Below are 12,335 nucleotides of genomic sequence, written 5' to 3' on the forward strand. Positions count from 1 at the left end.
TCTCCGCCCCAGGGGCGGAGAGGCGACCAGCGCAGAGGAAAATCTTTGCAGGCTGGTGCTCACTGCCCATGGCCCGGCGGCGGGTCGAGCAGGACGCCCTCGAGCTTGTATTCGGCGACATAGACCGCCTGCAGCGCGCGCCAGCGTTCCATCGAGTCGGGCTTGGGCGTGCCGGCCAGCAACCCGTCGAGCCGCTCGAGCAAGCTGTGCCAGCCGGGCAGCACCAGGCCGACCCAATGGAACTGCATGCCCAAGTGGCGCAGCACCAGCTTGGTGCCGGCGCCGTCGGGCGAGAGTTCCCAGCGCACGGTGGTGATCGGCGCGTCGCCCGTGTCCCAGCTGTATTCCAGCACGCGCGGCGGCTCCCAGACCGTAATGCGCCCAGTCATCGGCCGCGGGCGCTCCGTGAAGAGCTCGTAGCGGCCGCCCTGGTGCGGCTCGACCGTGGCGGCGCTCAGCCAGTCGGTGAGCCGGGTCGGGTCGGTCAGTGCCGCCCAGACAGTCTCGATCGGCCGCGGATAATGGCGCTCGTAGCGCAAATCGACCACGTCGCCATCTCGTTCATAGGTACCCAGTTGGTCGGTTGCCGGGCGGTCGGTCGCCGGGCGGTCGGGCCCCGGTCGGTTGGTCGCTGGTCGGGCCATGTCAATCGCTCCGTCGGAGATGGTCGCCGAGCGCGTCGAGCTTGTCGGCCCAGAAGTGCCGGTAGGGGGCGAGCCAAGCGTCGAGGGCGGCGAGCGGTTCGGGATCGAGGCTGTAGAGCCGGCGGGGCCCGTCGACGCGGATGCGCACCAGCCCGGCCTCGCGCAGGGTCTTCAGGTGCTTCGAGACGCTCGGTTGCCGGAGCGCCAGCGCCTCGACGAGCGCGCCGGCCGGCTGCTCGCCCTGCCGGAGCAGGTCGAGGATCCGGCGGCGCACGGGATCGGCAAGGGCTTCGAAGGTAGCCATGCCTTCATATTCCGATTATGGAATATTCCCGTCAAGGAATATATGACGCTCGTCAGCCGAACCGAACGGCGGTGGTGTTGGCGCCGCATACGAGGACGGCAACGCGCTCGTCTGATGCCGGGACATAGCGGCCGGCGAGGAGGGCGGCGAAGGCGGCGGCGCCGCCCGGCTCGGCGACGACCCGGACATGGTCCCACAGCGCCTGCTGCGCCCGGCGGATGTCGTCGTCGCTGACCAGGACCGAGCGGTCGATGAAGGCCTGCGCGATCGGGAACATCAGCTCGCCGACTCTTTTCGGCGCCAGGGAATCGGCGGCAATGCCGTTCGTCTCGGCATCGACCGGCCGGCCGGCCGTGAGCGCCTGATGGAGTGTCGGCGAACCTTCTGGCTCGACCGCCACGATCTTGACCCGGCGGCCGAACCAGGCGGCGATGCCGCCGATCAGCCCGCCGCCGCCGACGGCGACCAGCAGCGTGTCGAGGTCCGGCAGATCGGCCTCGATCTCGAGTCCGAGCGTGCCTTGGCCCAAGAGCGTCTCCGGCTGGTCGAAGGCATGGATGGCGAGGCCGCCGCGCTCGGCGAGGAACGCCTCGCTCGCGGCCAGCGCGTCGGCATAGCGCTCGCCGGCGATCACCAACTCGGCGCCATAGCCGCGGATGCGCTCCGCCTTGGCGGGCGAGGTGACGTTTGGCACGAAGATCGTCGCCGGCACCTGGCGCCGCATGGCGGCATAGGCGACGGCCGCACCGTGATTGCCGCCCGAGGCCGCGACGACGCCCGCGGGCGGTACCGGCCGCGTCAGCAGGTTGGCAAAGGCGCCGCGCACCTTGAACGAGCCCGAGTGCTGCATGAGCTCGAGCTTGAGGTCGACCGGCAGCTTGAGATCGTCAGACCCGGCCGCGAGACCGAAATCCGCCAGGTCGACGCGCACGACCGGCGTGTGGCGGACATAGGGGCGGACGAGCCGCTCGGTCTCGGCGATGCGCTCCCGCGTGATCGAAATCTCGGCCATGTTGGCAGCTCCCTGGCGATTGACATCTCTTAGTTACTTAGCAAAATGACGAAATGCAAGTTGCCGACATCCTCAAAGCGCTCGCGAACGAGCGCCGCCTGCTGATCCTCGACTGGCTGAAGGATCCGCGCCGCCATTTCCCGCCCCAGGTCGACGGCGACCTGGTCGAAGACGGCGTCTGCGCGCTCCTGATCGCGGAAAAGCTCGGCATCACCCAGGCGACTTTGAGCGAGCACATGCGCGTGCTGACCCAGGCTGGTCTCGTCCAGGCGAAGCGCATCAAGCAATGGACGTTCTACCGGCGCGACGAAGCCCGCATCGCCGCCCTCAAGGCGGGGCCGCTCGCGGCGCTCTGATCGCTGCTACGCCTTCGGACCGGCGGCGCTGAACAGGGCCACGACGCCGACCTGCTCGATCCGCACCGTCGCGAAGCGGTGGCTGAGTTCCCGGTCGAGTGCCTGCAGCGTATCCTCGGCGTTCCCGAAGATGCCCTTGGCGTTGTAGACCGCCATCAGCTTGCGGCCGAGCGGATTGTGGCCGGCGCCGTCACCGAGGATGGTCGAGCCGAACAGCGTGCCGCCGGGTGCGAGCAGCGGCCGCAAATTGTCGAAGATCGCGGCCTTGCGCGCCATTGGCCCCGGCAGGCAATGCAGCAGATAGGAGAGGCCGATCGAGCCGAACGGCGGCTCCGGCACGACGAGCGGGTCGAGCGCGTCTTGGCGATAAACCGTCGCCGGCACTTGGCCGAGCCGCGCCCGTGCCGTCGCGAGGCAATCCGGGTTGGGGTCGAGCAGCGCCACCTGGCGGGCGCCGAACTCGCCGGCCCATTGCAGGTAGAAGCCGGTGCCGACGCCGACATCGAGATGGCGGTCGGCGAGATGGGCGCGGTAATGCGCGATCTGCCGGGCGGCCGGGCAACGCCAGGCGAAGCGGTTGGAAAAGCGGGTGACCCAGAGATCGTAGAGCCTGAGGACGAGCGGATTATAGATGGCGGCGCTGTCGGGTAGATCGGTATGGGCGGGCAGATCGTCGCTGTGGGGCAGGTCGTTCGGCATGAAGGGCTCGCAGGCGTCGGGGCGCATCGTTATCGTTGAAGCCATGAGGCCTGTCCAACTGATCGTGACCGATGATCCGGCACCGGGCGACCGCGAGGCGATCGCCCGCGGGCTCGTCTGCTACAACACCGAGGCCGCCGGGCCGAGCGGCTCGCGGCTGCTCGCGGTGCTGATCCAGGACGAGACGGGGGCGACGATCGGCGGCCTCTGGGGCCGGACCGGCTACGACTGGCTCTATGTCGAGCTGCTGCACCTGCCGCGCCAGCTGCGCGGCACCGGCGTCGGGCGGGAGCTCATGGGTTATGCCGAGGCGGAGGCGCGGGCGCGCGGCTGCCGCGGCATCTGGCTCGACACCTTCAGCTTCCAGGCGCGCGGCTTTTACGAGAAATTGGGGTTCACGCTCTTCGGCCAGATCGACGACCATCCGCCGGGCCACCAGCGCTTCTTCCTGCAGAAGCGGCTTTAGGATAGGCCCTCGACAATGCGCATGTCTCGGACGGCGGCGTCGCCCAGGGCGACAAGCGCCGCCTGATAGGCGGTACCATCATGTGCGGCTCGTGCCGTTTCCACGTCGGGAAACTCGATCAAGACGACGCGCTCCGTCAAACCATGCTCATAGGCGGCGGCGGCTGGGCCGCGAGCCAGGATCGTGCCACCCCCTTTGGTGATCGCCGGGCCTGCCAACTTGCCATACTCGGCCAGTCTGCCCGCGTCCTTGATCTCCCGATAGCAGACAACCCAATAGGCCTTGGCCATCAATCTCTCCTTGGCTCACTCAGGACGAGCGCCGACGTTCTTTGGCCAACGTCCAACGGGAAGCTTCCGCGGGCGACGCCTGATCCCGGCTCCATATGTGCTCTCGGGATCGCACATGGAAGCCGTCACCCTGCTTATTTCCGTTGGCTTTGTGCGCTCCGACAGCGTTCCACGCCTCTGAGCGCGGTCGCTTCGCGCCCTTTCTCGCCGTTCGAAGGGCTGATGCCGCCTAGCCACGCTTCTTTTTCAGCCGCGCGCTTAAGATGCCGGGGCTGCCCCTTGGGCCGCATCCGAAGTCGAGGACCGTCTTCCCAAAATATTCGGCCTTGGGAATACCGAAGTAGGCAGAGGGTGCCGAGCGTTAGTTCGATCCAACAGCGGACCGTCTCGCAACGACCCGCAGCGGTCGTAAAGCGGCCTCGCACCGTTCCCTCAAGCCGGACATCGCCGTGCATGCTTTTATGGGCATGCCTTTATGGGTATGCATCCTTGCACACAGCCATGATGGTGTCGCGGAGCCAGCGGTGGGCGGGGTCGGCATCCAGGCGAGGATGCCAAATGGCGGATATGTTGAATTCGGGCGTTCGAACCGGCAGTTCGAAGCTCTCGAGCCCCAGAATGGCGGCATGATCGGTCACCAGGGCATTGCCGAGGCATGAACGCGGTACGAGTGCCACCAGGTCCGAGCAGCGCGCGATCCGCATCGCGTCGGGATATTCTGGAACGACGAGGAGTACCGTCCGCTTCAGGCCCAATCCTTCCAGGGCATCGTCGACCGGTTCAAGGAATTCTCCCTGGCGTGACGCCACGACATGGCTGCAGGCCGCATAGCGTTCCGGCGTCACATCCTTGGTTGCCAGAAGCGGATGCCCAATCCGGGCGACGCCGACGAACCTGTCCCGGAAAAGCAGCTGGGTCCGCACTTCCGGCGCCGAGGTTCCGAGCACGCCGATCTCGAGATCGATCAGCCCTTCCCGAAGGGGCTGGGCATCCTTGTCGGGCTTCGGCACAAACCGGAGGCGGACATGTGGGGCGGCTTCGGCGATCGCCGCCACGAGCGGAGCGGAAAGGAGCTCCACGAAACCCTCGCCGGCGCGAATGGTGAAGGTCCGCTGGAGTGAAGCAAGGTCCAGCCGGCTGGTGGCCGGCCGAAGCACCGCCTGGACGTCATGGGCGAGCGCGTGAACACGCCCGCTCAACTCTTCGGCATAGGGCGTGGGGACGAGGGTACGGCCGGCCTGTACAAGCAACGGATCGCCCGTCACAAGGCGAAGCCGCGCAAGCGTCCGGCTCATGGCGGAGGGACTGAGGCCGAGCCGGCGAGCCGCTCCCGTCACGCTGCGCTCCGAGAGCAGCGCGTCCAGCGAGATGAGGAGATTCAGATCCACGCTCTGCATGGCTTCGGGATCGTCCATAAGCTCGTCTAAGCATGGCGTTGCACGCAATCATTTATTGCATTCTGTGCGTCTGGTGCAAGCTGGCGCGGTTCGCCACATCAGCGGCTGACGTCATCGGCGAAAGCACCGAACCCATGCCCCTCTCCCATGCAAATCAGCCTCGCCCTACCATTTTACTCATTGGCGCTTCACGCGGCCTCGGCCATGCCATGGCGGCGGAGTTCCTGAAAAAGGGATGGAACGTCGTCGGCACGGTGCGCGGCGGGAGATCCCGGACCTTGCTGCACGACCTGGCAGACGAGCACAGCGGTCGGGTCGAGATCGAGATCCTGGACATCTGCGAGCCCGATCAACTCGCGGCGCTGCGCGACCGCCTCGCCGGCAGAATGTTCGACATGCTGTTCGTCAATGCCGGGACGACCAATCGGGATCCGACGCAGACGATCGGTGAGGTTTCGACCGAGGATTTCGTCCAGCTCATGATTACCAATGCACTGAGCCCGATGCGTGTCATCGAAAGCCTGGCGGGCAACGTTTCCGCGACGGGCCTGATCGGGGCGATGTCGTCCGGGCAGGGAAGCATCGCCAACAACGAGGCCGGCCAGCGAGAGCTCTATCGCGGCACCAAAGCGGCCCTGAACATGTTCATGCGGAGCTTTGCGGCCCGCCAAGCCGGAACGGCGCGCGCCATGGTGGTGATGGCGCCGGGTTGGGTCCGCACCGACCTGGGCGGCCCGGACGGAAAGCTCTCCATCGAAGAAAGTATTCCCAATCTGGTGAATGTCCTGCTCGCGAAGCGGGAGACCCCGGGGCTGGAATATCTCGACTATCTGGGCCGGACCGTCCCCTGGTGACTCATCCCTGAGGCAGAACCGCTTTCCACCCATCCGCGATCCCAACCACTTTGCCAGCATGCCCTCATTGCTTCGTACCCTTACGATTTGGCAGCCCTGCCGTCGCAAGGACGCGTAGATCGGCCGGCGGCAGGCTGGGGTAGTGTTGTCGCATCGACGGACCAGAACGCGACGGCGAACGATCGTGCAGGCAGCCAGCCCCGGGACACTCCCTAGACCCTCGCTCCTCGGCCCGCTCGCCAACCCGACCTATCGTGGCATCTGGGTTGCGACCCTATTCTCGAATTTCGGCGTCTGGATCCAGTCGGTTGCCGCCGCCTGGGCCATGACCTCGATCGCGCCGACGGTCGATTTCGTCGCCTGGGTCCAGGCCGCAACCTCGCTGCCGCCGCTGTTCTTCACGCTCCTGGGCGGCGTGCTGGCCGACCGGATCGACCAGCGGCTCATCTTCCTCGTGGCACAATTGATCGTGCTGACGGTGGCGCTAGCGCTCTCGGCGCTCCAGTCCCTGGGGTGGATGACGCCCTGGCTGCTGCTGGCGCTGACCTTTGCGCTCGACAGCGGTTCGGCGCTGCGCTACCCGGCTTATCAGACCACGATCGGCGAGATCCTGCCGCGCGAGCAGATCCCGAGCGCGCTCGTTCTCTCCAGCATCGGCTGGAACATCGCGCGCGCGACCGGCCCAGCGCTGGGCGGGCTCATCATCGCGCTCTGGGGCGTGCCGGCCGCCTTCGCCGTCAATGCGCTGTGCAACGTCCAGATCATCTTCGTGCTCATGCGCTGGCGCCGGCGGGCGAAGATCGTCAAGCCCAAGGCGACGACGAGCATCGCGTCCGAGATCCGCGGCGGCTTCACCTATGTCGTGAACGCGCCGGCGATCCGGTCGGCCATGCTGCGCTGCTTCGTCTTCACGCTGTTCGCGAGCGCGCTCTGGTCGCTCCTGCCGCTCGTCGCCAAGAACCTGGTTGGCGGCGGACCGTCGACCTATGGCGTGATGCTGGGGGCACTCGGCGGCGGCGCGCTCATCGGCGCCGCGGTCATCGGCTGGATGCGCTATCGCCTGGGGCTGCGGCGCCTGTTCGCGGTCGCGAGCCTGTGTTTCGCGATCGCGACGGCGGTCCTGGCCTTCGTCCCCTCGCTCTGGCTGCTCGTGCCGATGCTGGCGTTGGGCGGCATGGGCTGGATGGTGGCGCTCTCGACCTTCAACGTCGTCGTCCAGATGGCGGCGGCGCCGGCGTTCAAGGGCCGCGCGATCTCGGTCTATTACGTCGGCCTGTTCGGCGGCCTGGCGCTGGGCTCCTGGGTCTGGGGTCATGTTGCCCAGCAGCTGGACGTGCGCACCGGCCTCGCGGCCGCCGCGGTCGGCCTCGTCATGAGCCTGGCGCTCTACCGCCGGCCCTCGCGCATGGACCTGCATTTCGCGGCCCCGGCCGAAGCGGCGGACTAGCGCTCGGCTGCGGCCGTCCGTCGGAGCCAGTCCGCGACCCGTTCGACGGCGGGCGTGAGCGGGGCAGGCGGTAGAATCAGGTGATAGGCGCGGGGATTGGTCACGGCCTCGGGCCGGAGGCGCACGAGCCGGCCGGCGGCCAGGTCCGGCTCGACCAGACGAGATCGGCCGAGGGCGATGCCATGGCCGCTCGCCGCCGCTTCCAGCACCATGTGGTAGTCGTTGAACGTCTCGTGGCGTTTGGGTTCGGGCCAGCCGACGGCCGCGAGCCAGAGCTGCCAGTCGGCCCGATCGCTGTCGTGCAGCAGGGTCGCGGACGCGAGGGCCTCCGGCCCCTCGAGCGTCCCGCCGGGTGAGGCGACTGGAAACAGCGTTTCCTCGAACAGGAGCTCTGCCCGCGCGCCGCGCCACGGGCCGGTGCCATAGCGGATGGCAAGATCAGCCTGGCCACGCCCGACCTGCACCAGCGCATAGTCGGCCATCAGTTGCACGTCGATGTCCGGTGCCAGGCCGCGAAATTGGCCGAGCCGCGGCAGGAGCCAGCGGCTCGCGAACGAGGGCAGCACGCTTACCCGGACCGGTGGTCTGTCGGTCGAGAGGCTGTCGAGCCCCGTGTGCAGGCGCTCCAGCGCGTCGGCGACCACCGCATGCAGCTTGAGGCCGGCTGCGGTTGCCCGCACGCCGCGTGCTTGCCGGTCGAACAACGCCACCCCGAGATCCTCCTCGAGGGCCGCGATGCGGCGGCTGACGGCGCCGTGGGTCAGGTGCACCACGTCGGCGGCCCGGCTGAAGCTGCCGAGCCGGACTGCGGCGTCGAACGCGCGCAAGGTCTCGGTCGAGGGAAGGCGGCGGCTCATTCACCTGTGATGCCACATCACAGGATGCGTGACAAACCATGCTTTGTCAGGACGTTGGGCCGGCGCCTAGCTTCGGGGACGAGATCCGGAGCCGTTTCATGACCGACCTTGCCGCCGCCAGCACCCTTCATCCATCCCGCTCCCTCGCCGGCTGGGCGCTCGCCACCACCATCCTGCTGTGGGCGTCCGCCTATCCGGCGATCCGGGCGGGGCTCGACGGCTTCGCCCCAGGCCCGCTCGCGGCCCTGCGCTACGGGGTGGCGGCACTGGCGTTCCTGGTGCCAGTAGCGGCCGGCCGGGTCGGACGCCCGCGCCGCGCCGATCTTGCTCGTATCGCCGCCTCGGGCGGCCTCGGCATCGCGCTCTACAACCTGGCACTCAACAGCGGCGAGCGGACCGTCAGCGCCGGGGCCGCGAGCTTCCTCATCAACTGCTCGCCGATCTTCACGGCACTGCTTGGCCGGCTGCTGCTCGGCGAGCGGTTTCGCGCCTGGGGCTGGGTTGGCAGCGTCGTCAGCCTCGCGGGCGTCGGGCTGATCGCGTCGGCTGAGGCCGGGGCGGCCGGCATTGGCGCCGGCGCCTCGCTGGTGCTGCTCGCCGCCGGCTGTCAGGCCGTGCAGTTCGTGCTGCAGAAGCCGCTCCTCGCCCGGTACGGTGCCCTTGCCACGACCGCCTACCTGGTGTTCACCGGCGCCTTTTGCCTGCTGCCGTTCCTGCCGGCGGCGCTGCGGGCGATCCCGGACGCCTCGAACACGGCGCTCGCGGCGGCGCTTTATCTGGGCGTGTTTCCGGCGGCAATCGCGTACGCCACCTGGTCGGTCGTGCTGGCGCAGTTCCCGGTCGCTCGCGCCTCGAGCTTCATCTACCTGGTGGCGCCGCTCGCGACCGGCCTCGCGGTGCTCTGGCTCGGCGAATGGCCGACCACGCGCGCGCTCCTGGGCGGCGGCACGGTCCTCATCGGCGTGGCGCTCGTCAATATGCTCGGCCGCGGGCGCTGATGCTGCGCGCGGTCACCCGACAGGCGATCGGCGCCGCATGCCGACATCGCCGGCCAGCGACGCGCCGCCGTCCAGATGGAATTCGATGCCGGCGGTTTCCAGCGCGCGGATGATGCGCGCCATGGCGTCGGCATTCATGCTCGGGATCAGGTGGCGCGCCGCTTCCGCGCGCTCCACCGTCGGCCGGCTCACCCCGGCCAAGGCCGCCAGCTCCGCCTGCGAGCGGATACCGGCCAGCCGGCGCGCGGCGGCGATTTGATCGCCCGTCAGCATGACGGCCTGCCAATCCTCAAAACCGTTCTCACTGCTCACTCACAAGGTGCATTTACAATCATATTTGATTGACATTCTATCTCTCTTGGCGGACCCTGTATAGGTCCAACATTCGGTACGACCGCATTCCGGTCGGTCCGGCAGGATTATTGCTCCGCTCGAGGGAGAGCAGCATGGCCATTACCCGCCAAGTGATATCGACGCTCGGTCGCGACGGCCTCAGCCTGATGACGCCCGAGGTGATCGCCTACAAGATTCCCGACGAAAGCATCGTCAGCGGCTCGCTGCTGACGGTCGAAACCAACGAGTTCGCCGTGCTGAAGTCGCGCGGTGCCGTGCTCGCCGTCTATGAGACCGGGCAATACCCGATCCAGACGCCCGACGTGCCGATTCTCGGCAGCGTCGTGCAGGGCTTCTTCGGCGGCGCCTCGCCGTGGCTCTATGAGCCGATCTACGTCTCGCGCGCCAAGCTGCTCGCCAAGACGGCCGGCATCGCGACGTCGCGCGAGATGGCGGAGCTGACCTATCAGGTCGATTTCTACATCCACGTCGATTCCAAGGAAGACGCGCTGGCGCTGGTGACGCACATGCCGTTCAGCGGCCACGCGATCACGGTGGCCGAGATGGTGCAATATGCCGGCCCCGTGGTGGAGCAGGCGGTCAACCAGGTAATACAGGTGACGCCGCTCGAGGCGGTGAACGAGCATATCCATGAGATCTCCGAACTGGTGAAGGAGCATCTGGGCTCGTTCCTCAAGATCTACGGCCTGCACCTGAACGACCTGAAGCTGCTGGTGCATCCGAGGGACGAGCGCATGCGCGAGATCGTGAGCCTGAAGGCGCTCGGCCTCTCGGCCCTCGATGCGGTCCGCATGTATGCAGCACTCAAGATGACGGAGCAGGGGCTGGTCTCGGCGCCCAACATGGCGGTCGGCGCGCCGTTCGGCATCGGCGGCAACGTCATGACCAACCTGCCGAACCTGCCGCTCGACGGGCTCGTCAACCAGGGGCGCTGACCGATGGACCCGATCGCGGGCACGGGGCCGATCCGGCAGGCCGCGAGCCTGCTGTTCTATGGCTGGGGCTATAATTTCTACCGGGTCGAGAACCAGCTCCGGGCCGACGATCTGCTGATCCGCAACAAGGTGTGCGGCATCCTGGCGGCGGCGCGGGCGCATCTCGCGGCCCTGGAGGCGGAGTATCGGCGCGTCAACCTGCCGCCGCCGACGCGCGAGGCGCCGTTGCCCGATCGGCAGAAGACCGAGCAGGCCCGTCGGCTCGTGCGCTCGGGGGCGGCGATCGAGCAGGTCTCGACCTTGATCCAGTCCGCACCGGTGCCGACCAGCGACTTCGTCTGGCTGCGCCACCGCGGCGAACGGGGCCTGCTCGAAATCCTCGAAAGCATCGACGTGCGGCTGGTCGACGACGCGGTCGGCTTCCACGACCGCGTCGTCGAGCTCGATCTCGCGGCGATCTCCGATAGCGCGATCGAAACGACGATCGACGGCCGGCTCGACCGGCTGCGCGTCATCGTCCGCGAGCGCGCGGAGCGGCTGACGCTGATGGCTTGAGCGCCGGAGCGGCTTTGCCGCCTCCGGCACCGCCATTGACAGTTAGTGCTGCAGGATCGCCTTCACGCTGTCGCGCCGGCTCATCTCGCCGAACCAGCGGGCGAGCTTGCTCTTGCCGGCGAGGATCGTCCCGGCTTCCGGCGTCTGGCGGAAATAGTCGTAGTGCGGCGCCAGGTGGAGGTCGGCGAGGGTGAGCGTCTCGCCGGTGAGATAGGGGGCGGCCGCCAAGCTCTCGAGCGCTTCGGCGCAGCGCTGCGCCTCGGGCAGGGCGGCTTCGACCTTGGCTTCGTTGGTCGGCCGGCCGAAGAAGCGGGGCGCGATCAAGCGCTCGAAGCTGATGCCCGAACTCCAGGCGTGGAACAGATACCAGTCGACGATGCCGATGATCTGGTTCATGCGTGCCGTCTCGTGCGGCGTTGCCGGCTCGAGCTGCGGCCCGGGAAAGGCCTGGTCGGCATAGCGCAGGATTGCCTGGGTCTCATAGAGCATGAAGCCGTCGTGATCGAGCACCGGCATCCGGCCGAACGGATGGCGCGCCAAGTGCTCGGGCGCCTTGAGGTCCGGAGGCGGCACTGTGACGAGCTCGTAGTCGATGCCTTTCTCGGTGAGGCCGAGCATCGCCGCGCGGACGCAGGGGCTCCCGGGCACACCATAGAGTTTCATGCTCATCGCCATCTCCCTCGTGACGTGGGGCGGGGTCACTCGGCCGCGTCGGCATAGGCCTTGAAGTGATGCTCGAACACCGCGACCCAGCCGCGGTCGTACTCCTCGCGCCGATCGGCGGCGCCGGTCTTGAGCTTGTCCCAGCCGGCATGGACGAGGCGCACCTCGGTGCCGCCAGCGACAGGGCGGAACGTGACGTCGATCCGCTGCGCCTCCTCCGGCGCGCATTGCACCTGCCAGGAGAAAGCGACGAGGCTCGGTGGCTCCCACGCCAGCACATAGCCCCACAGCAGCTCCGTCCCGTCGCCGGCGACCTGATAGAGCCGGCCCCCGACCAGGGGCTCGAAACGGCAGTCGACGGCGCTACCGACGCGGTACGTGGCGAGTGGCCACCATCGGCCGATGTCGGCTGTGAACACCCGGAAGGCGGTCGCCGGCGCGCAGCGCACGGTAATCGTCTTGATCACTGGCGGAACCGGGAAGGAACTGACCGTGGCGCTCATG

Annotated in this window: 17 protein-coding genes; 7 read left to right on the top strand and 10 right to left on the bottom strand. The window is 67.8% G+C overall.

The genetic code is table 11. From position 1 onward, the window contains the following. Positions 1–59 precede the first annotated feature (59 nt). From IEY58_RS02865 to IEY58_RS02875, 3 genes are read right to left on the bottom strand one after another with little or no spacing between them, the layout of a single operon-like run. Positions 60–644, bottom strand: coding sequence for an SRPBCC family protein (locus IEY58_RS02865; protein ID WP_189042208.1), 585 nt, complete (start codon positions 642–644; stop codon positions 60–62). A 1-nt stretch (position 645) separates the two neighbouring features. Further along, positions 646–948, bottom strand: coding sequence for an ArsR/SmtB family transcription factor (locus IEY58_RS02870; protein ID WP_189042209.1), 303 nt, complete (start codon positions 946–948; stop codon positions 646–648). Between the two features lie 52 nt (positions 949–1,000). Beyond that, positions 1,001–1,960 carry a threonine/serine dehydratase gene (locus IEY58_RS02875; protein WP_189042211.1) on the bottom strand — a complete coding sequence of 320 codons (960 nt, stop codon included), beginning with the start codon at positions 1,958–1,960 and terminating at the stop codon, positions 1,001–1,003. A 53-nt stretch (positions 1,961–2,013) separates the two neighbouring features. Between IEY58_RS02875 and IEY58_RS02880 the strand changes: the two genes are divergently transcribed. Further along, a complete protein-coding gene (locus IEY58_RS02880) occupies positions 2,014–2,316 on the top strand; it encodes an ArsR/SmtB family transcription factor (protein ID WP_189042213.1) in 303 nt (100 codons plus the stop codon). Between the two features lie 6 nt (positions 2,317–2,322). Here IEY58_RS02880 and IEY58_RS02885 read toward each other — a convergent pair whose 3' ends face one another. Further along, positions 2,323–3,060: a class I SAM-dependent methyltransferase gene (locus IEY58_RS02885; RefSeq protein ID WP_229743445.1), complete on the bottom strand. Its 738-nt coding sequence runs from the start codon at positions 3,058–3,060 to the stop codon at positions 2,323–2,325. Here IEY58_RS02885 and IEY58_RS02890 point away from each other — a divergent pair. Beyond that, entirely contained in the window at positions 3,059–3,481 is a 423-nt protein-coding gene (locus tag IEY58_RS02890; protein WP_189042215.1) for a GNAT family N-acetyltransferase, read from the top strand. The genes IEY58_RS02885 and IEY58_RS02890 overlap by 2 nt on opposite strands. On the opposite strand, the gene IEY58_RS02895 is transcribed toward IEY58_RS02890, so the two are convergent. Both IEY58_RS02895 and IEY58_RS02900 read right to left on the bottom strand, forming a co-directional pair. Then, positions 3,478–3,771, bottom strand: coding sequence for a DUF1330 domain-containing protein (locus tag IEY58_RS02895; RefSeq protein WP_189042217.1), 294 nt, complete (start codon positions 3,769–3,771; stop codon positions 3,478–3,480). The genes IEY58_RS02890 and IEY58_RS02895 overlap by 4 nt on opposite strands. Positions 3,772–4,244: 473 nt before the next feature. Beyond that, positions 4,245–5,186, bottom strand: a complete 942-nt coding sequence (locus tag IEY58_RS02900) for a LysR substrate-binding domain-containing protein (RefSeq protein WP_308422381.1) — start codon at positions 5,184–5,186, stop codon at positions 4,245–4,247. A gap of 14 nt (positions 5,187–5,200) precedes the next feature. Here IEY58_RS02900 and IEY58_RS02905 point away from each other — a divergent pair, with 14 nt between their 5' ends. Then, complete coding sequence (locus IEY58_RS02905; RefSeq protein ID WP_229743446.1) at positions 5,201–6,022, top strand: SDR family NAD(P)-dependent oxidoreductase; 822 nt, start codon at positions 5,201–5,203, stop codon at positions 6,020–6,022. A 184-nt stretch (positions 6,023–6,206) separates the two neighbouring features. Next, positions 6,207–7,469: an MFS transporter gene (locus tag IEY58_RS02910; protein WP_189042219.1), complete on the top strand. Its 1,263-nt coding sequence runs from the start codon at positions 6,207–6,209 to the stop codon at positions 7,467–7,469. Here the strand turns inward: IEY58_RS02910 and IEY58_RS02915 are convergent. Further along, positions 7,466–8,326, bottom strand: coding sequence for a LysR substrate-binding domain-containing protein (locus tag IEY58_RS02915; protein WP_189042221.1), 861 nt, complete (start codon positions 8,324–8,326; stop codon positions 7,466–7,468). The genes IEY58_RS02910 and IEY58_RS02915 overlap by 4 nt on opposite strands. 98 nt (positions 8,327–8,424) lie before the next feature. Between IEY58_RS02915 and IEY58_RS02920 the strand changes: the two genes are divergently transcribed. Beyond that, on the top strand, positions 8,425–9,324 hold the full coding sequence (locus IEY58_RS02920) for a DMT family transporter (RefSeq protein ID WP_189042223.1): 900 nt from the start codon (positions 8,425–8,427) through the stop codon (positions 9,322–9,324). A gap of 12 nt (positions 9,325–9,336) precedes the next feature. Here IEY58_RS02920 and IEY58_RS02925 read toward each other — a convergent pair whose 3' ends face one another. Then, positions 9,337–9,597, bottom strand: a complete 261-nt coding sequence (locus tag IEY58_RS02925) for a helix-turn-helix domain-containing protein (RefSeq protein ID WP_189042225.1) — start codon at positions 9,595–9,597, stop codon at positions 9,337–9,339. 173 nt (positions 9,598–9,770) lie between these two features. On the opposite strand from IEY58_RS02925, the gene IEY58_RS02930 reads away from it, so the two are divergent. Continuing rightward, positions 9,771–10,613: an SPFH domain-containing protein gene (locus IEY58_RS02930; RefSeq protein WP_189042227.1), complete on the top strand. Its 843-nt coding sequence runs from the start codon at positions 9,771–9,773 to the stop codon at positions 10,611–10,613. A gap of 3 nt (positions 10,614–10,616) precedes the next feature. Next, entirely contained in the window at positions 10,617–11,168 is a 552-nt protein-coding gene (locus IEY58_RS02935) for a hypothetical protein (protein ID WP_189042229.1), read from the top strand. 42 nt (positions 11,169–11,210) lie between these two features. Here the strand turns inward: IEY58_RS02935 and IEY58_RS02940 are convergent, their stop codons facing one another. Both IEY58_RS02940 and IEY58_RS02945 read right to left on the bottom strand, forming a co-directional pair. Further along, the gene (locus IEY58_RS02940) at positions 11,211–11,837 is read right to left on the bottom strand and encodes a glutathione S-transferase family protein (protein WP_189042231.1); all 627 of its coding nucleotides are present in this window, start codon (positions 11,835–11,837) and stop codon (positions 11,211–11,213) included. A 29-nt stretch (positions 11,838–11,866) separates the two neighbouring features. Further along, positions 11,867–12,334 (bottom strand): SRPBCC domain-containing protein, encoded by a 468-nt coding sequence (locus tag IEY58_RS02945; RefSeq protein WP_189042233.1) that lies wholly within the window; start codon positions 12,332–12,334, stop codon positions 11,867–11,869. Position 12,335 lies beyond the last annotated feature (1 nt).

This window comes from Aliidongia dinghuensis, assembly GCF_014643535.1.
Lineage (GTDB): Bacteria > Pseudomonadota > Alphaproteobacteria > ATCC43930 > CGMCC-115725 > Aliidongia > Aliidongia dinghuensis.